This window comes from Streptomyces turgidiscabies Car8, from assembly GCF_000331005.1.
Classification (GTDB): domain Bacteria; phylum Actinomycetota; class Actinomycetes; order Streptomycetales; family Streptomycetaceae; genus Streptomyces; species Streptomyces turgidiscabies.
On the sequence record NZ_AEJB01000452.1, the window covers coordinates 1 to 17,774 of the forward strand.

Consider the following 17,774-nt stretch of genomic DNA (forward strand, 5'->3'; position numbering starts at 1 on the left):
CCACAGTCGTACGAGTAGTCCGTACGGGTGACTACTCCTTGTTCTTCCGGCGGGTGCCGAACACGATCTCGTCCCAGCTCGGTACCGCCGCTCTACGGCCGGGCCGGACGCCGTCCGCCTCGGCCTGGCGGTCGGTGGCACCGACGAGGCGGTCGCGGTGAGCGCCGACCGAGCGGGGCATGAGCACGTCCGCGTACGCGGAACCGGCCGAGGCCGCGGGAGCCGGGGGCTCCTCCGCCTCGGGATCGGGTACCGGTTCCTCCGGAGCTTCGGTGGAGGAGGGTCGTTCCGGCACGACCATGTCGCCGCGGAAACTCGGCACCGCTTCCAGGAGACTCGTCAGCGAGTCGCGCTCGCTCGCACTCACGCCTTCCTCGGTGAGCTCGGACGACGGCGCGGGCAGGACCGGACGGTCCAGCGGGCGGTCGCGCGGCAGCCGGGCGATGCGCGGTACGAACGGGAAACTGGGTTCGGGCGCCGCGAGGTCGTCCGACTCGCCGATCAGTGAGCGGGCTTCCTCGTCGACGGCCTGGACGAGCCGCCGGGGTGGGTCGTACGTCCAGCTCGCCGAGTGCGGTTCGCCGGCCACCAGGTAGACCAGCAGGACTTCCCAGGTGCCGTCGTCGCGGCGCCAGGAGTCCCACTGGACGGTGTCCTTCTCGGCGCCACGGATCAACAGCCGCTCCTGCACGGCCTCGCCGAGCTGTGGACCGGCGTTCTCACCGGGCCGGCGGACCGGGGTCTTCCGGGCCCGCTCGGCCATGAAGGCTCGCTCGGCCAGCACGGGGCCCTCGAAGCGGCGTACGCGGTCCACCGGAATCCCGGCGAGCTGCGCCACCTCTTCCGCCGACGCACCGGCACGTATGCGTGCCTGGATGTCGCGGGGGCGGAGATGACTCTCCACCTCGATCTCGATCTGGCCGAGGCGGGGACGGTCGCCGCGTACGGCGGCGCGCAGACGCTCATCGATCGGAAGCGTGTACTCCGTGCTGTCCGCAGCCTTCAGCACCAGCCGTGTGCCGTCGTTAGAGACGGCCACGACACGCAGTTCGGGCATGGGGACCTCCCGGGTGGTGCCTGCCGACGTCACGTGCGTCGCTGCTTCCGCTAGTCGAGTGTGGCCTGCCCGGGTGCAGCCTGCCACAACCTTGCCGAGTTGCCCGGCGTGTCGGGCAGGGGCCCGAGGTCGCCGTTATGCCACGGTTATCTATTCGCAACGCTAAGTGACAAAGTCCGTCACCCTGTGCAACGAGCCCCCTCTTGACGACCCCGGAAGGACCCCGGACGCCCAGGCGGGAGACCGGGCCCAGGGCTCGCAACAGTACTCCATTTGGGCCACGTGCGTGGATTGGCACGCCACCCAATTCCAGCCGGGGAGTGCGAGTTGACGGTTCCCCCACCGGTTGCGTGACCTCGGACGCAGCACAGCTCACGTAAACATCGGAAACGGAACCAATCGCTTCGCTACGTGCCGAGAACCCGTCGCAAGTAGTCGTTCTGGAACAGGCGTTCAGGGTCGAGCCGGTCCCGCAGTGCGGTGAACTCCCCGAAGCGCGGGTAGACGCCGGCGAGGTACTCCGCGTCCCGTGTGTGCACCTTGCCCCAGTGCGGACGTCCCTCGTGCGCCGTGAAGATGCGCTCCGCGGCGGTGAAGTACGCCTGGTAGGGCGTCCCGCGGAACATGTGGACGGCGACGTAGGCGCTGTCGCGGCCCGAGGCCGTGGAGAGCGCGATGTCGTCCGCGGGGGCCGTGCGCACCTCCACGGGGAAGCTGATGCGCATGTCCGACCGGTCGACCATCGCCTTGAGTTCGCGCAGTGTCGCCACCAGGGCCTCGCGCGGAACGGCGTACTCCATCTCCACGAAGCGCACCCGGCGCGGAGACGTGTAGACCTTGTACGGGATGTCGGTGTAGGTCCGCGCGGACAGGGCCTTGCTGGAGATCTGGGCGATCGTCGGGATCGTGGCGGGCACCGTGCGGCCGACCAACTGGGCCACCTGGAAGACGCCGTTGGAGAGGAACTCGTCCTCGATCCAGCCGCTGATCGGGCTGACCGGCTTCTCGGGGCCCGCGCTGCGATTGTTGCGCTTGGTGTTGGTGTTGCCGGTGTGCGGGAACCAGTAGAACTCGAAGTGCTCGTTCTCGGCCCAGAGTTCGTCGAACGCGCTGGTGACCTTGTCGAAGGTCATCGGCTCCTCGCGGGCGGTGAGCAGGAAGAGCGGTTCCACGGCGAAGGTGATCGCGGTGAGGATCCCCAGGGCGCCGATGCCGACCCGGGCGGCCGCGAAGACCTCCGGATTCTCCTTCTCGGAACAGGTGAGCACCGAGCCGTCGGCCGTCACCAGCTCAAGTGCCCTGATCTGGGCGGCTATCGAACCCGACTCGCGGCCGGTGCCGTGCGTGCCCGTGCTGGTGGCGCCGGAGACCGTCTGCTCCATGATGTCGCCCATGTTCGTGAGCGACAGACCCTCGCGGGCGAGAGCCAGGTTGAGTCTCTTGAGCGGAGTGCCGGCCTCGACCGTGACCGTCATGTTCTCGCGGTCGATATCGCGGATGCCGGTCAGCAACTGAGGGCGGATCAACACCCCGTCGGTGGCGGCGGCAGCCGTGAAGGAGTGTCCGGTGCCGACGGCCTTCACCTTCAGACCGTCCGTGGCTGCTTTCCGAACGGCCGCGGACAGTTCCTCCACGGAAGCGGGCGTGACCTCCCGGGCGGGCCGGGCGGTGACGTTGCCCGCCCAGTTACGCCACGTGCCGCTCTTGCCGCTCACTGTGCTGCTCAACGGTGCCTCCCCGACACGGTGCCGGTCTGTTCAGCCGGCGGTACCCGAGGAAACCGACCGCGACCGCGACGGCTCCGGACGCCACCGGAACCCCGTACCCGGCCCTCGCACCGGCGGCGTCGATCACCCAGCCGGACACGGAGGAGCCGAGCGCGACGCCGACCGCGAGCCCGGTGCTCACCCAGGTCATGCCCTCGGTCAGTTGCGCGCGTGGTACGTGCTGTTCGATGAGGGACATCGTCGTGATCATCGTGGGAGCGATGGACAGACCCGCAACGAACAGCGCCACGGCCAGGAACGGCAAGTTTCCGACCAGTAGGAGGGGGATCATACTCACGGCCATCGCACATATGCCCAGTAGCCACCGGCGTTCCGGGGCTCCCGGGAGGCGCAGCAGCCCGAACACGGCTCCCGCCGCGCAGGAGCCCGCCGCGTAGACGGCCAGTACGACGCTCGCGGCGCCCTTGTGGCCCTGTTCCTCGGCGAAGGCGACGGTGACCACGTCAACGGCCCCGAAGATCGCCCCGACCGCCCCGAAGGCGACCACCAGGACCTTGAGGCCGGAGGAGCGCAGCGCCGAGCCGCCCCCGCGCTGCGCGCGCGGATGCGGCTTCGGCTCGGTGCCGCTCTGCGACGTCAGCCAGAAGACGCCGACCGCCAGGAAGCAGGCGGCGAGAAGCGGCCCGGCCTCCGGGAACCACGCCGTGGAGAGACCGATCGAGATGATCGGCCCGAAGATGAAGCAGACCTCGTCCACCACGGACTCGAAGGAGTACGCGGTGTGCAACTGCGGGGTGTCCCGGTAGACGGCCGCCCAGCGTGCCCGCGTCATCGCGCCGACGCTCGGTACGCAGCCGATGCCGGCGCTGCACACGAACAGCACCCAGTCCGGCCACCCGAAGTGCGCGGCGAGCAGCAGCCCGGCCGAGGCCAGCAGCGCGCAGAGCGTCGCGGGACGCAGCACGCGGCGCTGCCCGTACTGGTCGACCAGACGCGAGACCTGGGGGCCCGCCACCGCGGCGGCCATGGCGATGGTCGCCGAGAGCGCGCCCGCGAGTCCGTACCTGCCGGTGAGCTGGGAGACCATCGTGACCACGCCGATGCCCATCATCGACAGCGGCATCCGGCCGAGGAACCCCGCGGCGGTGAAACGCCTGGAGCCGGGGGCGGCGAACAGGGCGCGGTAGGGGCTGGGCACGGGAGACTCCGGTCGATCCGGTACGGCGTGAGGGAGACGTGGGTAAGGCGTGAAGACGGCCGATACAGCTTACGGGCAGGGCGACCCTCCCGCACCCGCGGGGAAGGGCCGGGATCCCGACTGTCAGAGGGGAATGGCAGGATCGGAACCATGCGAGATGCGCTCGACGCCACCCCCTACGACGCCCTGCTCCTGCTCTCCTTCGGCGGCCCCGAGGGTCCGGACGACGTGGTTCCGTTCCTGGAGAACGTGACACGCGGGCGGGGCATCCCCAAGGAACGCCTCAAGGAAGTCGGACAGCACTACTTCCTGTTCGGCGGGGTCAGCCCGATCAACGACCAGAACCGCGCCCTCCTGGACGCCCTGCGCAAGGACTTCGCGGACCACGGGCTGGATCTGCCGGTCTACTGGGGCAACCGCAACTGGGCCCCGTATCTGACCGACACCCTGCGCGAGATGGTCCAGGACGGCAGACGCCGGGTCCTCGTCCTCGCGACCAGCGCGTACGCCTCGTACTCGGGCTGCCGGCAGTACCGCGAGAACCTCGCGGACTCCCTGGCCGCCCTGGAGGCCGAGGGCCTCGACCTGCCCGAGGTCGACAAACTGCGCCACTACTTCAACCACCCGGGCTTCCTGGAGCCCATGATCGAGGGTGTGCTCACCTCCCTCGCCGACCTCCCCGAGGACGTCAGGGACGGCGCGCACCTCGCCTTCTCGACCCACTCCATCCCGACCGCGTCCGCCGACACCTCCGGGCCCGTCGAGGACCACGGGGACGGCGGGGCGTACGTCAAGCAGCACCTGGACACCGCCCAGCTGGTCGCGGACGCCGTGCGTGAGCGGACCGGCGTCGACCACCCGTGGCGGCTCGTCTACCAGTCGCGTTCCGGCGCCCCGCACATCCCATGGCTGGAGCCCGACATCTGCGACCACCTGGAGGACCTGCACGGCGCCGGTGTCCCGGCCGTCGTGATCGCGCCGATCGGGTTCGTGTCGGACCACATGGAGGTCCTGTACGACCTCGACACGGAGGCCAGGGCGAAGGCGGAGGAGCTGGGCCTGCCCATGCGCCGCTCCGCGACGGTGGGCGCCGACCCGCGCTTCGCCGCCGCGATCCGTGAACTCGTCCTGGAACGCGCCGCCACCGAGAACGGGCAGGACATCAATCCGTGCGCCCTGGGCACTCTCGGCGCCACCCGGAACCTCTGCCCCGTGGGCTGCTGCCCGTCCCGTGCCCCCAGGCCCGCCGCCGCGGGCGCCGACAGCCCGTACGCGTGAGGACTCCTGTGACCGACCCCCTGCTGCCCGAACTGCTCCGGCTCGCCCAGGAGGCGGCCCGCCGCGCGGGAGAGCTGCTCCGGGACGGCCGGCCGGCCGATCTCGCGGTCGCCGCCACCAAGTCCAGCCCCATCGACGTCGTCACGGAGATGGACATCGCGGCGGAGAAGCTGATCACCGACGTGATCTCCGAGGAGCGCCCGGACGACGGTTTCCTCGGCGAGGAGGGTGCTTCCAGCGAGGGCGGCAGCGGCATCCGGTGGGTCATCGACCCGCTCGACGGCACGGTCAACTACCTGTACGGACTGCCCACTTGGGCCGTCTCCATCGCGGCCGAGCAGGACGGCGAGCGCATCGTCGGCGTGGTCGCGGCGCCGATGCGCGGCGAGACGTACCACGCGGTGCGTGGCGGGGGAGCCTGGGCGACCGGTGCCTGGGAGAGCGAGCGCCGGCTGGCGGTCCGCCCGGCCCCGCCCCTGGACCAGGCGCTGGTGTCGACGGGCTTCAACTACGTCGCCGAGGTCAAGGCCCACCAGGCCGAGGTGGCCCGGCTGCTGATCCCGCTGCTGCGCGACATCCGGCGCGGCGGCTCGGCCGCGGTCGACCTGTGCGACGTGGCGTCCGGCCGCCTGGACGGCTACTACGAACGGGGCCTCAACGCCTGGGACGTCGCAGCGGGTGACCTGATCGCCCGAGAGGCGGGCGCGTTGACCGGTGGACGCCCCGGAGAGCGCCCGTCACGCGATCTGACGGTCGCGGGCACCCCCGGGGTCTTCGAACCCCTCCAGCGCCTCCTGGAGGACTTCGGCGCCTGGCACGACTGAGGAAACACGACGGGGAAACAGGAAAAGGGAACTGGGAAAAAGGGAGGAGCCCCGGCACTGGATCGATGCCGGGGCCCCTCTGTTTCCTCTTCATCCTGCGGACTGATCAGACGCTGGCCGCGCCGACCTCCACACCGTGTTCGGCGGCAAGACGGCGCAGGTCGTCGAGCTCGGCCTGTTCCACCTCGACGAGGAAGTCGTCGCCCTCGTCGCGAGCCCGCGTCAGATCGGTCTCGGTCGCCCTTATGCGCTGCTGAAGTCCTGCGGTGAATGCGTCCATGCTGCGCCCCCTCGTCCTGGGTCGTGGGTCGATGGCACGGGGGTGTGCCGATTCGGAAGGGGCGATCACGTCTCCAACTGGGTGCCCAGCGCTGCCCTGCCGGGCGGCGACGGTGCCGGACACCCACGCCCGCTCTGCGGAAAGCGGTTCGTTGTACCACTAGGTGTCATGGCACACGCAGAGCGTGATCGCGGGGTGTAAAGCCGTCCTCCCCCCGCTCCTCGCGGAGGAAACCTCAACCCGCCAAGATTTCTTCCCGCCACCGCCCCCGGAGCGGCCCCGGTCGGCCGGAAGGTGCCGTGCGGCGATCGCCCAAGGGCCTCTTACAACCGGTTTACGGACCAAAGCGGCAGGATGGAGGCCTGACCGCAGGAAAAGTTTCCGCCAACGTGCCGTCCCGGCCCGCGGGCGACCCCGAGGAAGGACAAACGACGTGCGCGTACTCGTCGTCGAGGACGAGCAACTGCTCGCCGATGCGGTGGCCACCGGACTGCGCCGGGAGGCCATGGCCGTCGACGTCGTGTACGACGGCGCGGCGGCCCTGGAACGCATCGGCGTCAACGACTACGACGTGGTCGTCCTGGACCGGGACCTCCCGCTGGTGCACGGCGACGACGTCTGCCGCAAGATCGTCGAACTCGGCATGCCCACACGCGTGCTGATGCTCACGGCCTCCGGAGACGTCAGCGACCGGGTCGAGGGGCTGGAGATCGGCGCCGACGACTACCTCCCCAAGCCGTTCGCCTTCAGCGAGCTGACGGCACGCGTGCGTGCCCTCGGCCGGCGTACGAGCCTGCCGCTGCCGCCCGTCCTGGAGCGCGCCGGGATCAAGCTCGACCCGAACCGCCGCGAGGTCTTCCGCGACGGCAAGGAAGTCCAGCTCGCGCCCAAGGAGTTCGCCGTCCTGGAGGTGCTGCTGCGCAGCGAGGGCGCGGTCGTCTCCGCCGAGCAGCTCCTGGAGAAGGCCTGGGACGAGAACACCGACCCGTTCACCAACGTCGTACGCGTGACCGTGATGACTCTGCGCCGCAAGCTGGGCGAGCCTCCCGTGATCGTCACGGTGCCGGGCTCCGGCTACCGGATCTGATCGGCCGTGGCGACGACACCCGCGCCTCCCCAGGCACCCCCGAAACCCACCTGGGACCCCCGCCGGCCGCAGGCGCAGTTCCCGTTGCTGCGCCCGACCATCCGTATACGGCTCACGCTGCTGTACGGGGGGATGTTCCTGATCGCCGGCATCCTGCTGCTGTCGATCATCTACCTGTTCGCGGCGAACGCGCTGAACGTGGGCAGTGAACTGCCCTTCAAGGTCATCTCCGGTCAGGTCGGCAGCGACACGTGTAATCTCCCGTCCTCGCCGACCGCGCCCGTGCTCAACAGGGCCATGAACGAGTGCGTCAACGTGCAACGGCAGCACGCTCTGGACAACCTCCTCAGCCGTTCGCTGATCACGCTGCTGGGCCTCGCCGTGATCGCCTTCGCCTTCGGCTACGCCATGGCCGGCCGGGTCCTGACGCCGCTCGGACGGATCACCCGCACCGCCCGCGCGGTGGCTGGCTCGGACCTGTCCCGCCGGATCGAGCTGGATGGCCCCGACGACGAGCTGAAGGAGCTGGCGGACACCCTCGACGACATGCTGGAGCGGCTGCAGCGGGCCTTCACCGCCCAGCAGAGGTTCGTCGGCAACGCCTCGCACGAGCTGAGAACGCCGCTGGCGATCAATCGCACGCTCCTGGAGGTGCATCTGTCGGATCCGGCGGCGCCGCCGGAGCTCCAGCAGCTCGGCAAGACGCTGCTGGCCACCAACGAGCGCAGCGAGCAGCTCGTCGAAGGGCTGCTGCTGCTCGCCCGCAGCGACAACCAGATCGTCGAGCGCAAGCCGGTGGACCTCGCCGAGGTCGCCACGCAGGCCGTCGACCAGACGCACGCCGAGGCCGAGGCCAAGGGGGTCGAGTTCCGCGGGACGCGCGATCCCGCGGTCGTCCAGGGCAACGGCGTGCTGCTGGAGCGGATCGCGCTGAACCTCGTACAGAACGCGGTGCGGTACAACGTGCCGGAGGACGGCTGGGTCGAGGTGACCACCGAGGTCCAGCACGGACAGGCGGTGCTGGTGGTCTCGAACACGGGTCCCGTGGTCCCGGCGTACGAGATCGACAACCTCTTCGAGCCCTTCAGGCGGCTGCGTACGGAGCGAACGGGCAGCGACAAGGGTGTGGGCCTCGGACTGTCCATCGCGCGCTCTGTGGCGCGCGCTCACGGCGGTCACATCTCGGCCCAGCCGCGCGAGGGGGGTGGGCTCGTGATGCGAGTCGCCCTGCCGATCTGAGATCATGTCGCCGACACGCGAGGATGTTCGCTTTGCGCGGAATTTTCGGGGTACCCTCCCGGCGGCCTCGTGTGTGATCGATCACAGGGGCGAATTACCCGCCATCCACTCACCGTGATCATGCAAGTCGCCGTAAGGCCCGGTAAATCCGGGTTTTCAGGGGTCTTGATCACGGGAAGTACACGGTGGGGCGCCTTTGAAGTGCGGCATTCGGACCGTGTACGGTCCCGATCGCCATCCATGCCGATCTCTCCCAAGGGGGTCGGTTGGGTGTCGATTCAGTAACAGACCTTGATGTGAGGCAAAATCTCCGCCTCAGGTCGGGCACAAGTCCGGCCTCTCACGCGTTACCTGCGCTGAGACACCGCAGACACCCAGAGGGGGAGAGCGCGACATGGCAACGGATTACGACACCCCACGCAAGACCGACGACGACGTTGACTCGGACAGCCTTGAAGAACTGAAGGCCAGGAGGAACGACAAGTCGACTTCCTCCGTGGACGTCGACGAATTCGAGGCCGCCGAAGGCCTCGAACTGCCCGGAGCGGACCTCTCGAACGAGGAGTTGGCCGTCCGGGTGCTGCCCAAGCAGCAGGACGAGTTCACCTGCATGACCTGCTTCCTGGTGCACCACCGCAGTCAGCTGGCCCGCGAGAAGAACGGTCAGCCGATCTGCCGCGACTGCGACTGAGGCAGGGTCGGCCGTGACTGGCTCGACCCCTCCTTGGAAGCGCCGCTTCCCCTCGCGGGGAGCGGACCAGGGGCCGCAGGACGGCCCTCATGGTGTGCGTGACGACGAGCGGGGCTCATCCGATACAGGATCGGCCTCGCTCGAACCGGCCGCCGGGCCGGCCGACCACGGGGATGACCTCCCGGTGCCGGCCGAGCCTTCCGCACCCGTCGCCGGGCGACGGAAGGCGATCCAGAAGGCCAGAGAAGGCGTCCGCAAGGGCGGCAGCCGCGCCAGAGCGGGCCTGGCCTACATCACCGACCGAATCATCGAGAACGCCCCGCGTATCCCCGTACGCGACCTCGCCACCCTCCGTCGGCAGTTCCCGGGCCTCGGGCCCGAGCAACTCGCGGACAAGCTCGTCGCGGGCGCCGCGAGCGCCACGGCGACCGTCGGCGCGGGCATCGGGGCGGCGGCGATGCTGCCGGTGCCACCGGCCATGCCGACCGAACTGGCCGCCGAGATCACCGGTGTGGCCGCGATCGAGCTGAAAATGATCGCCGAACTCCACGAGGTCTACGGCGCACGACCGCCGGGCAGCCTCAAGCAGCGCAGCACCGCCTACCTGAACTCGTGGTCGGGTGAGCGCGGGATCGACGTGACGAAGCCGTCGACGATCAACTCGGCCCTCGGTGGCCAGATGAAGCGCGAACTGCGTCAGCAGATCATGAAGCGGATGGTCCGCGACCTGCCCAACCTGATGCCGTTCATGGTGGGCGCCGCCGTCGGCGCGGTCATGAACCGGCGCGACACCAGAAGACTCGCGGACCGTATCCGCAAGGACCTGCGCAGATTCCAGGTCCCCTGGGAACAGCTCCCGGAACTGCCCCCGCTGGAGCCGCCCACCGACGCGCTGGACCTCGGCGACGCGCCGAAGGAACTCGGGACGTAGGGGCGCCGAAGGGCGCGGGCGACTCCGGACACAGGCGCGGCGAGCAAGTCTTTGCCCGCCGCCGATGAAGAATTTGCCGACGCCCGCGAGCCGCGGTTCCGGTCGGTTTCAGCCCGCGTCGCGCGGGGCCGCCGCTCGCGCAGATTCCAGGGCGGCGACCAGTTGTTCGGGCTCCCGCGTCGACAGATACAGGTACGGGGTGGGGTCCTCGGGGTCCGTGACCTGGACGCGCAGCGCCGTGGGGATGTAGGAGCGCAGGAGCATGAAGGCGCGGGTGTCGGCCTTGTACGTGCGCCAGGCGCGGGCCTCCTCCGCGTCCAGGATCTCCGCCTCGCCCAGGGCCGCCACCGGGATCTTCGCCTCTCCGGCGATCAACGAGTCCCCCACGACCCGGATCCGGATCGAACCGTACGAACTCGCCGCCACCGCGGCCACGGCGGTGCCGCCCACCAGGCCGCCGAGCAGGGGCAGCGTGCCGAACGGGAGCAGGATCAGGGCGAAGGAGACGCCCACCAGGAACGAGATCAGCCACCAGGAGCGCGGGGCCGTGAGGCGTTCTTCGTAGGGGGAGGCGGAAAGCTGCATGGAGCCAAGCTTGGCATGGTGTCGGTCGAGGGCCGACTCGCGGGTAGTCTGCGGCTGTGAGTGGTCCTTCAGCAGCTCTGCAGCCCCCCGCCGACGCCGTGGCGCCCGTGCGGCACCCGGACGCGCCCGCGCCCGGCGAACTGCTCGGTGCCCACTACGAACAGTGTTTCGGATGTGGTGACGGGCAGGCCCACGGACTGCACCTCGCGGCCCGGGCCGGCGACGGTGTCACGGTCACCGCCGAGTTCACCGTGCGCGCCGCCCACCAGGGCGCCCCCGGCCTCGCCCACGGCGGTGTGCTCGCCAGCGCGCTGGACGAGACCCTCGGCTCGCTGAACTGGCTGCTGCGCACCATCGCCGTGACCGGAAAGCTGGAGACCGAGTTCGTCCGGCCCGTCCCCGTCGACACCCTGCTGTACCTGGAGGCCGAGGTCACAGCCGTGGCCGGTCGGAAGATCTACTCGACCGCCACCGGACGCATCGGCGGCCCCGACGGGCCCGTCGCGGTGCGCGCCCAGGCTCTCTTCATCGAGGTCAAGGTCGACCACTTCATCGACAACGGCCGCCCGGAGGAGATCCGGGCCGCCATGAGCGACCCGGACCAGGTCCGGCGCGCCCGCGCATTCGAGGTGAACCCGTGAGCCCCGTATCCGAGGGCCGTGCGCCCCTGGACGTCCTCATCCGGCGCGTCGATCCGGACGTACCGCTTCCGGCGTACGCGCAGCCGGGCGACGCCGGAGCCGATCTGCGTACCACGCAGGGGTGCGAACTGGCGCCCGGCGAACGGGCTGTTCTGCCGACCGGCGTGTCTGTCGCGCTCCCGGAGGGGTACGCGGCCTTCGTGCACCCCCGTTCGGGGCTGGCGGCCCGGTGCGGTGTCGCTCTGGTGAATGCCCCGGGGACGGTTGATGCCGGGTACCGTGGGGAGATCAAGGTGATCGTGGTGAATCTCGACCCGCACGAACCCGTGCGATTCGAGCGCTTCGACAGGATTGCCCAACTGGTCGTCCAGCAGGTCGAGAAGGTCCGCTTCCGGGAGGTCGCGGAACTTCCCGGCTCGGCGCGGGCCGAGGGGGGCTTCGGGTCCACCGGCGGTCACGCCTCGGTGGGCGGTGCGAGCGGTCACAGCGGTCAGGCCGCGGTTGGCGGCACAACGGGTGGGAATCGATACGCTTCGGTCGTATCCGACCGGGAAGGACAGTGACGTGTTCGGACGTCGCAAGAAGAAGGGTGCCGCCGAGGACGCGGCCGGCGAGGCCGAGCAGGTCGTCGACAGCGTCGACACTGAGGCGGACGAAGCAGCGGGTTCGCGTTCGCGCGTCCGGCTGGAGCCGGAGCCGCGTCCCGACGGACCCTGGGACGACACCGAGGTGCGCGAGCCCGGCGAGGGCCGGGTCGACCTGGGCGGACTGTTCGTGCCCGGGGTCGACGGCATGGAACTGCGGGTAGAGGTCGCGGGCGACGCGATCGTCGCGGCGACCGTCGTGCTGCGCGACAGCGCCGTGCAGCTCCAGGCCTTCGCCGCGCCCAAGCGCGAGGGCATCTGGGGCGAGGTGCGCGAGGAGATCGCCAGCGGCATCACCCAGCAGGGTGGCATCGTCGACGAGGTCGAGGGGCCGCTGGGCTGGGAGCTGCGGGCGCAGGTGCCGGTGCAACTGCCGGACGGCACAGGCGGTTTCCAGGTCGTACGGTTCGTCGGTGTGGACGGTCCGCGGTGGTTCCTGCGCGGGGTCATCTCCGGTCAGGGTGCCGTGCAGCCGCAGGCCGCCGGTCTGCTGGAGCAGATCTTCAGGGACACGGTCGTCGTCCGTGGCGAGGGGCCCATGGCGCCTCGCGACCCGATCGTCCTGAAGCTGCCGAACGACGCCCAGATGGTGCCCGAGGGTGTCCAGCAGGAAGAGGCCGGTTCCCGCTTCGGTGGGGGCATGGGCCAGCTGCAGCGCGGACCGGAGATCACCGAGGTCCGTTAGCGGCAGCGCCCGTTCACCGGCGCGTCAGAGTTGCGTCAAAGAGCCGCTCCGGCCTGCCTCTCGTCCCGTTTGCCGACATCGCTGGACGTAGGGTCGACGCTGCGCGGTCGGCGGGCACGGGAAGACAATGAGGCCATGGGACGCGGCAAGCTTCGGATCTACCTCGGTGCGGCACCGGGCGTCGGCAAGACGTACGCGATGCTGTCCGAGGCGCACCGCCGTGTCGAGCGGGGGACGGACTGTGTGGTCGCCTTCGTGGAGCACCACGGCCGGACGCGCACGGAGGTGATGCTCCACGGGCTGGAGCAGATCCCCCGCAAGGAGCTGCCCTACCGCGGAGCCGTGTTCACCGAGATGGACGTGGACGCCGTGCTCGCCCGCCGGCCGCAGATCGCCCTGGTGGACGAACTGCCGCACACCAACATTCCCGGCTCGCGCAACACCAAGCGCTGGCAGGACGTGGAAGAGCTGCTGGCCGCCGGAATCGACGTGATATCGACCGTCAACATCCAGCATCTCGAGTCGTTGGGTGACGTGGTCGAGTCGATCACCGGGGTACGTCAGCAGGAGACCGTTCCCGACGAGGTGGTCCGGCGCGCGGATCAGATCGAGCTGGTCGACATGTCCCCGCAGGCGCTGCGGCGGCGGATGGCCCACGGCAACATCTACAAGTCCGACAAGGTCGACGCGGCTCTCGCCAACTACTTCCGGCCCGGGAACCTGACCGCTCTGCGGGAGCTGGCGCTGCTGTGGGTGGCGGACCGGGTCGACGAGTACCTGACCGAGTACCGCAGCGAGCACCAGGTCTCCAGGATCTGGGGCTCGCGCGAGCGGATCGTCGTCGGGCTGACCGGCGGACCCGAGGGACGCACGCTGATCCGGCGGGCCGCACGGCTCGCGGAGAAGGGCGCCGGCGGCGAGGTCATGGCCGTCTACGTCGCCCGCAGTGACGGTCTGACCAACGCCTCACCGAAGGAGCTCGCCGTCCAGCGCACACTGGTCGAAGACCTGGGCGGAACGTTTCATCACGTGGTCGGTGACGACGTCCCGGTGGCCCTGCTGGACTTCGCGCGGGGTGTGAACGCCACGCAGATCGTGCTGGGCGTCTCCCGGCGCAAGACCTGGCAGTACGTGTTCGGACCCGGCGTCGGCGCGACCGTGGCCCGGGACTCGGGGCCTGACCTCGACGTCCATCTGATCACCCACGACGAGGCCGGCAAGGGACGCGGACTGCCCGTGGCCCGGGGAGCGCGGCTCGGTCGGGCGCGGATCGTCTGGGGCTGGCTGGTCGGCGTGGCGGGTCCGGTGTGCCTCGCGCTGCTGCTGAACGCCGTCGACCTCGGCCTCGCCAACGACATGCTGCTGTTCCTGGCGCTCACGGTGGCGGCGGCCCTGCTCGGCGGCCTCTACCCGGCGCTGGCCTCGGCGGCGGTCGGCTCGCTGCTGCTGAACTACTACTACACGCCGCCGTACCACCGGCTGACCATCGCCAACCCGAAGAACATCGTCGCGCTCGTGATCTTCTTCGGGGTCGCCGTGTCGGTGGCGTCCGTGGTGGACCTGGCCGCCCGGCGCACCCACCAGGCCGCCCGGCTGCGGGCCGAGTCGGAGATCCTCTCCTTCCTCGCGGGCAGCGTCCTGCGCGGCGAGACCAGCCTGGAGGCGCTCCTCGACCGGGTCCGGGAGACCTTCGGGATGGACTCCGTGGCCCTGCTGGAGCGCGCCTCCGACGTCGATCCGTGGACCTGCGCGGGCAGTGTCGGCACCCGTCAGGCGGTGGCGCGGCCGGAGGACGCCGACGTGGACATGCCGGTCGGCGACCACATGGCGCTCGCTCTGTCCGGCCGGGTCCTGCCCGCCGCCGACCGGCGCGTGCTGGCCGCGTTCGCCGCCCAGGCGGCCGTGGTGCTGGACCGCCGGCGCCTTCAGTCCCAGGCCGACCAGGCCCGTACCCTAGCCGAGGGCAACCGGATCCGCACGGCGCTGCTGGCCGCCGTCAGCCATGACCTCCGTACGCCGCTGGCCGGGATCAAGGCGGCGGTCTCGTCGCTGCGGTCGGACGACGTGGCGTGGTCCGAGGAGGACCGGGCCGAACTGCTGGCCGGCATCGAGGACGGCGCCGACCGGCTCGACCATCTCGTGGGCAACCTGCTGGACATGTCCCGGCTCCAGACCGGCACCGTCAACCCGCTGATCAGGGAGATCGACCTCGACGAGGTGGTGCCGATGGCGCTGGGAGGCGTACCCGAGGACAGCGTGGAGCTGGACATTCCCGAGACCCTGCCGATGGTCGCCGTCGATCCCGGACTGCTGGAGCGGTCGGTGGCCAACCTGGTCGAGAACGCCGTCAAGTACAGCCCGGACGGGGAGACGGTGCTGGTGGCCGCCAGCGCGATCGCCGAGCGGGTGGAGGTGCGGGTGGTGGACCGGGGGCCGGGCGTGCCGGACGAGGCGAAGGACCGCATCTTCGAGCCCTTCCAGCGGTACGGTGACGCCCCGCGCGGGGCCGGGGTGGGGCTGGGGCTCGCGGTGGCCCGGGGGTTCGCCGAGGCGATGGGCGGCACCCTGCGGGCCGAGGACACGCCTGGGGGCGGGCTCAGCATGGTGCTCACGGTGCGGGCGGCGAGGATGGGAACAGGGGCCGGTGACGGGGCCGAGCTGCTGCTCGGTGGTGGAGCGGGGGGCGCGGAAATGGGACCAGAAGTGTCAGCGGGGCCGGCGTTGCCGGTGGAGTCGGAGAGGCAGGTGTCATGACCCGGGTGCTGGTGGTCGAGGACGAGCCGCAGATCGTGCGGGCCCTCGTGATCAACCTCAGGGCGCGCAAGTACGAGGTCGACTCGGCCCCCGACGGTGCCACCGCCCTCGAACTCGCCGCCGCCCGGCACCCCGACGTGGTCGTGCTCGACCTGGGACTGCCCGACATGGACGGCGTCGAGGTGATCAAGGGCCTCCGGGGGTGGACCCGGGTGCCCATCCTGGTGCTGTCGGCCCGGCACTCGTCCGACGAGAAGGTCGAGGCACTCGACGCGGGCGCCGACGACTACGTCACCAAGCCCTTCGGCATGGACGAACTGCTGGCCCGGCTCAGAGCCGCCGTCCGCCGGGCCGAGCCGACGGGAAGCGGAGAGGACGACGTCATGGTGGAGACCGACGAGTTCACCGTCGACCTGGCTGCGAAAAAGGTCCACCGCGCGGGGCGCGACGTACGGCTGACTCCCACGGAGTGGCATCTGCTGGAGGTGCTCGTGCGCAACACGGGCCGGCTGGTCAGCCAGAAACAGCTGCTCCAGGAGGTGTGGGGGCCCTCGTACGGGACGGAGACCAACTATCTGCGCGTCTACATGGCGCAGTTGCGGCGCAAGCTGGAGGCGGATCCCTCGCATCCGAAGCACTTCATCACCGAACCCGGGATGGGGTACCGGTTCGAGCGGTAGTGCCGTTCCCGGGGAGGCAGTCGTTCCCGGGGTACGTCGGTGTCGGTGGGCGCCGGTACGCTTCAGGTATGAGTGCTGTTCCTCGTTCCGAGAAGCCGGTGGGCCGGTTTCGGCGCATGCTCGACCGGCTCTCCTCGTCGCAGGAGGATCTGGAGTCCGAGGAACTGCGCGAGGACACCGCGACCGCGGGCTGTACGCGTATCGGTGACTGCCACGACCGACAGGTGGTGACGGTTACTGGTACGTTGCGCACGGTCACGCTGCGGCCGAGAGCCGGGGTTCCGGCCCTGGAGGCCGAGCTCTTCGACGGCTCGGCCGCGCTGGACGTGGTGTGGCTCGGCAGACGCTCCATCGTCGGGATAGAGCCGGGACGCAAGCTGATCGCGTCGGGGCGGATCTCGATGAGCCGGGGCCGCCGTGTGCTGTTCAATCCGAAATACGAACTGAGACCCCTCGGACGGGAGTAGCCGGTGACGTCGCTCGACAAGCCGACCGAAGACGCCCAGCACGATTCCAGGGCGGTGACCGAGGCCGCGCTCTTCGAGGCGTTCGGCGGTCTGCGGGGCATGATCGAGACGGTCCTGCCGGGGCTGCTCTTCGTCACGATCTACACGATCAACAAGGACCTGCACGCGTCGGCCATCGCGGCCCTCGCTGTCTCGGTACTGCTGGTCGTGGTGCGCCTCGTCATGAAGGACACCGTCAAGCACGCCTTCAGTGGTGTGTTCGGTGTCGCCTTTGGTGTCGTCTTCGCGATGATGACGGGCAACGCCAAGAACTTCTATCTGCCCGGCATGTTCTACACGCTGGGGCTGGCGCTGGCGTACATCATCACGACGCTGGCCGGTGTTCCGCTGCTCGGACTGATCCTCGGCCCGGTCTTCAAGGAGAACCTCTCCTGGCGTACCCGCAATCCGGGGCGCAAGAAGGCGTACACGAAGGCCAGTTGGGCGTGGGGGCTGATCCTGCTCGCCAAGTGCGCGATTCTCTTCCCGCTGTACCTGTGGGCGGACACCGCGTCGCTCGGGTGGGTGCTGGTGGCGTTGAAGATCCCGCCGTTCCTGCTGGCCGTGTGGCTCACGTGGGTGTTCCTGGCGAAGGCGCCGGCGCCGATCGACGTGTTCGCGGAGATGGAGGCGGAGGAGCGGGCGGAAGAGGAGCGCAAGGCCGCGGCTGCTGCTTCCGAGTAGAGGGTGTGGGGGTGGAACACCGCGGGGGCCGCGCTGGACGAGTGGCGTCCCGAACGCCCCTTGCCGTCCCTGACCGTCCCGACGGAACAGCGCCCGGCTCGATGAGCACGCCGGTCAGCGGGATCGCGGCCGACACGTCTGTCCCGTCGGTCCGCCCCCGCGTCAGGTGGAACCCGGATGACTGCCGGGCCCGCTGGTGCGGTGGGAGAGAGGCGTGGGCGAGAGGGTGGTGTCCTCCTCGCCGGGCTCCAGGAGGGTGTTGGCGGCGCCGACGATGAGGGGA

Annotated in this window: 17 protein-coding genes and 2 pseudogenes; 13 read left to right on the top strand and 6 right to left on the bottom strand. The window is 70.0% G+C overall.

Features of this window, described 5'->3' with window-relative positions; genetic code table 11:
* Nucleotides 1-31: 31 nt before the first annotated feature.
* From sepH to STRTUCAR8_RS32765, 3 genes and pseudogenes are all read right to left on the bottom strand, one after another.
* Nucleotides 32-1,057, bottom strand: a complete 1,026-nt coding sequence (gene sepH / locus STRTUCAR8_RS32755; protein WP_006380503.1) for a septation protein SepH — start codon at nucleotides 1,055-1,057, stop codon at nucleotides 32-34.
* Between the two features lie 407 nt (nucleotides 1,058-1,464).
* Nucleotides 1,465-2,784: a D-arabinono-1,4-lactone oxidase gene (locus tag STRTUCAR8_RS32760; RefSeq protein ID WP_006380511.1), complete on the bottom strand. Its 1,320-nt coding sequence runs from the start codon at nucleotides 2,782-2,784 to the stop codon at nucleotides 1,465-1,467.
* Nucleotides 2,744-3,997 (bottom strand): annotated as a pseudogene (locus STRTUCAR8_RS32765) (MFS transporter); the annotation flags it as partial. The pseudogene STRTUCAR8_RS32765 and the gene STRTUCAR8_RS32760, both read right to left, overlap by 41 nt.
* Nucleotides 3,998-4,132: 135 nt before the next feature.
* Between STRTUCAR8_RS32765 and STRTUCAR8_RS32770 the strand changes: the two are divergent.
* Nucleotides 4,133-5,260 carry a ferrochelatase gene (locus STRTUCAR8_RS32770; protein ID WP_006380515.1) on the top strand — a complete coding sequence of 376 codons (1,128 nt, stop codon included), beginning with the start codon at nucleotides 4,133-4,135 and terminating at the stop codon, nucleotides 5,258-5,260.
* Between the two features lie 8 nt (nucleotides 5,261-5,268).
* The gene (locus STRTUCAR8_RS32775; protein ID WP_006380514.1) at nucleotides 5,269-6,084 is read left to right on the top strand and encodes an inositol monophosphatase family protein; all 816 of its coding nucleotides are present in this window, start codon (nucleotides 5,269-5,271) and stop codon (nucleotides 6,082-6,084) included.
* 106 nt (nucleotides 6,085-6,190) lie between these two features.
* Here STRTUCAR8_RS32775 and STRTUCAR8_RS53565 read toward each other — a convergent pair whose 3' ends face one another.
* Complete coding sequence (locus STRTUCAR8_RS53565) at nucleotides 6,191-6,364, bottom strand: hypothetical protein (protein WP_179200522.1); 174 nt, start codon at nucleotides 6,362-6,364, stop codon at nucleotides 6,191-6,193.
* Nucleotides 6,365-6,797: 433 nt separating this feature from the next.
* Here STRTUCAR8_RS53565 and STRTUCAR8_RS32780 point away from each other — a divergent pair, with 433 nt between their 5' ends.
* The 4 genes from STRTUCAR8_RS32780 to STRTUCAR8_RS32795 all read left to right on the top strand — a co-directional run bounded on the left by STRTUCAR8_RS32780 (nucleotide 6,798) and on the right by STRTUCAR8_RS32795 (nucleotide 10,312).
* Nucleotides 6,798-7,451, top strand: a complete 654-nt coding sequence (locus STRTUCAR8_RS32780) for a response regulator transcription factor (protein WP_006380516.1) — start codon at nucleotides 6,798-6,800, stop codon at nucleotides 7,449-7,451.
* 6 nt (nucleotides 7,452-7,457) lie between these two features.
* Entirely contained in the window at nucleotides 7,458-8,690 is a 1,233-nt protein-coding gene (locus STRTUCAR8_RS32785) for a sensor histidine kinase (protein ID WP_006380508.1), read from the top strand.
* A gap of 394 nt (nucleotides 8,691-9,084) precedes the next feature.
* Complete coding sequence (locus STRTUCAR8_RS32790; protein ID WP_006380512.1) at nucleotides 9,085-9,381, top strand: DUF4193 domain-containing protein; 297 nt, start codon at nucleotides 9,085-9,087, stop codon at nucleotides 9,379-9,381.
* 13 nt (nucleotides 9,382-9,394) lie between these two features.
* Nucleotides 9,395-10,312, top strand: a complete 918-nt coding sequence (locus STRTUCAR8_RS32795) for a hypothetical protein (RefSeq protein WP_078507396.1) — start codon at nucleotides 9,395-9,397, stop codon at nucleotides 10,310-10,312.
* Between the two features lie 108 nt (nucleotides 10,313-10,420).
* Here STRTUCAR8_RS32795 and STRTUCAR8_RS32800 read toward each other — a convergent pair whose 3' ends face one another.
* On the bottom strand, nucleotides 10,421-10,897 hold the full coding sequence (locus STRTUCAR8_RS32800) for a DUF3093 domain-containing protein (protein ID WP_006380504.1): 477 nt from the start codon (nucleotides 10,895-10,897) through the stop codon (nucleotides 10,421-10,423).
* Nucleotides 10,898-10,953: 56 nt separating this feature from the next.
* Here STRTUCAR8_RS32800 and STRTUCAR8_RS32805 point away from each other — a divergent pair, with 56 nt between their 5' ends.
* The 7 genes from STRTUCAR8_RS32805 to STRTUCAR8_RS32835 all read left to right on the top strand — a co-directional run bounded on the left by STRTUCAR8_RS32805 (nucleotide 10,954) and on the right by STRTUCAR8_RS32835 (nucleotide 17,491).
* A complete protein-coding gene (locus tag STRTUCAR8_RS32805; protein WP_006380520.1) occupies nucleotides 10,954-11,538 on the top strand; it encodes a PaaI family thioesterase in 585 nt (194 codons plus the stop codon).
* On the top strand, nucleotides 11,535-12,101 hold the full coding sequence (gene dut, locus STRTUCAR8_RS32810; protein ID WP_006380519.1) for a dUTP diphosphatase: 567 nt from the start codon (nucleotides 11,535-11,537) through the stop codon (nucleotides 12,099-12,101). Before STRTUCAR8_RS32805 ends, dut begins: the two co-directional genes overlap by 4 nt.
* Nucleotide 12,102: 1 nt before the next feature.
* Nucleotides 12,103-12,867: a DUF3710 domain-containing protein gene (locus STRTUCAR8_RS32815; RefSeq protein WP_006380509.1), complete on the top strand. Its 765-nt coding sequence runs from the start codon at nucleotides 12,103-12,105 to the stop codon at nucleotides 12,865-12,867.
* A gap of 135 nt (nucleotides 12,868-13,002) precedes the next feature.
* A complete protein-coding gene (locus STRTUCAR8_RS32820; RefSeq protein WP_006380506.1) occupies nucleotides 13,003-15,621 on the top strand; it encodes a sensor histidine kinase in 2,619 nt (872 codons plus the stop codon).
* A complete protein-coding gene (locus STRTUCAR8_RS32825) occupies nucleotides 15,618-16,301 on the top strand; it encodes a response regulator (RefSeq protein WP_006380507.1) in 684 nt (227 codons plus the stop codon). Before STRTUCAR8_RS32820 ends, STRTUCAR8_RS32825 begins: the two co-directional genes overlap by 4 nt.
* A gap of 68 nt (nucleotides 16,302-16,369) precedes the next feature.
* Nucleotides 16,370-16,768, top strand: coding sequence for an OB-fold nucleic acid binding domain-containing protein (locus STRTUCAR8_RS32830; RefSeq protein ID WP_006380510.1), 399 nt, complete (start codon nucleotides 16,370-16,372; stop codon nucleotides 16,766-16,768).
* 3 nt (nucleotides 16,769-16,771) lie between these two features.
* Entirely contained in the window at nucleotides 16,772-17,491 is a 720-nt protein-coding gene (locus STRTUCAR8_RS32835; RefSeq protein WP_006380502.1) for a DUF3159 domain-containing protein, read from the top strand.
* 162 nt (nucleotides 17,492-17,653) lie between these two features.
* Here STRTUCAR8_RS32835 and STRTUCAR8_RS54675 read toward each other — a convergent pair.
* Nucleotides 17,654-17,774 (bottom strand): annotated as a pseudogene (locus STRTUCAR8_RS54675) (polyphosphate kinase 2); the annotation flags it as partial.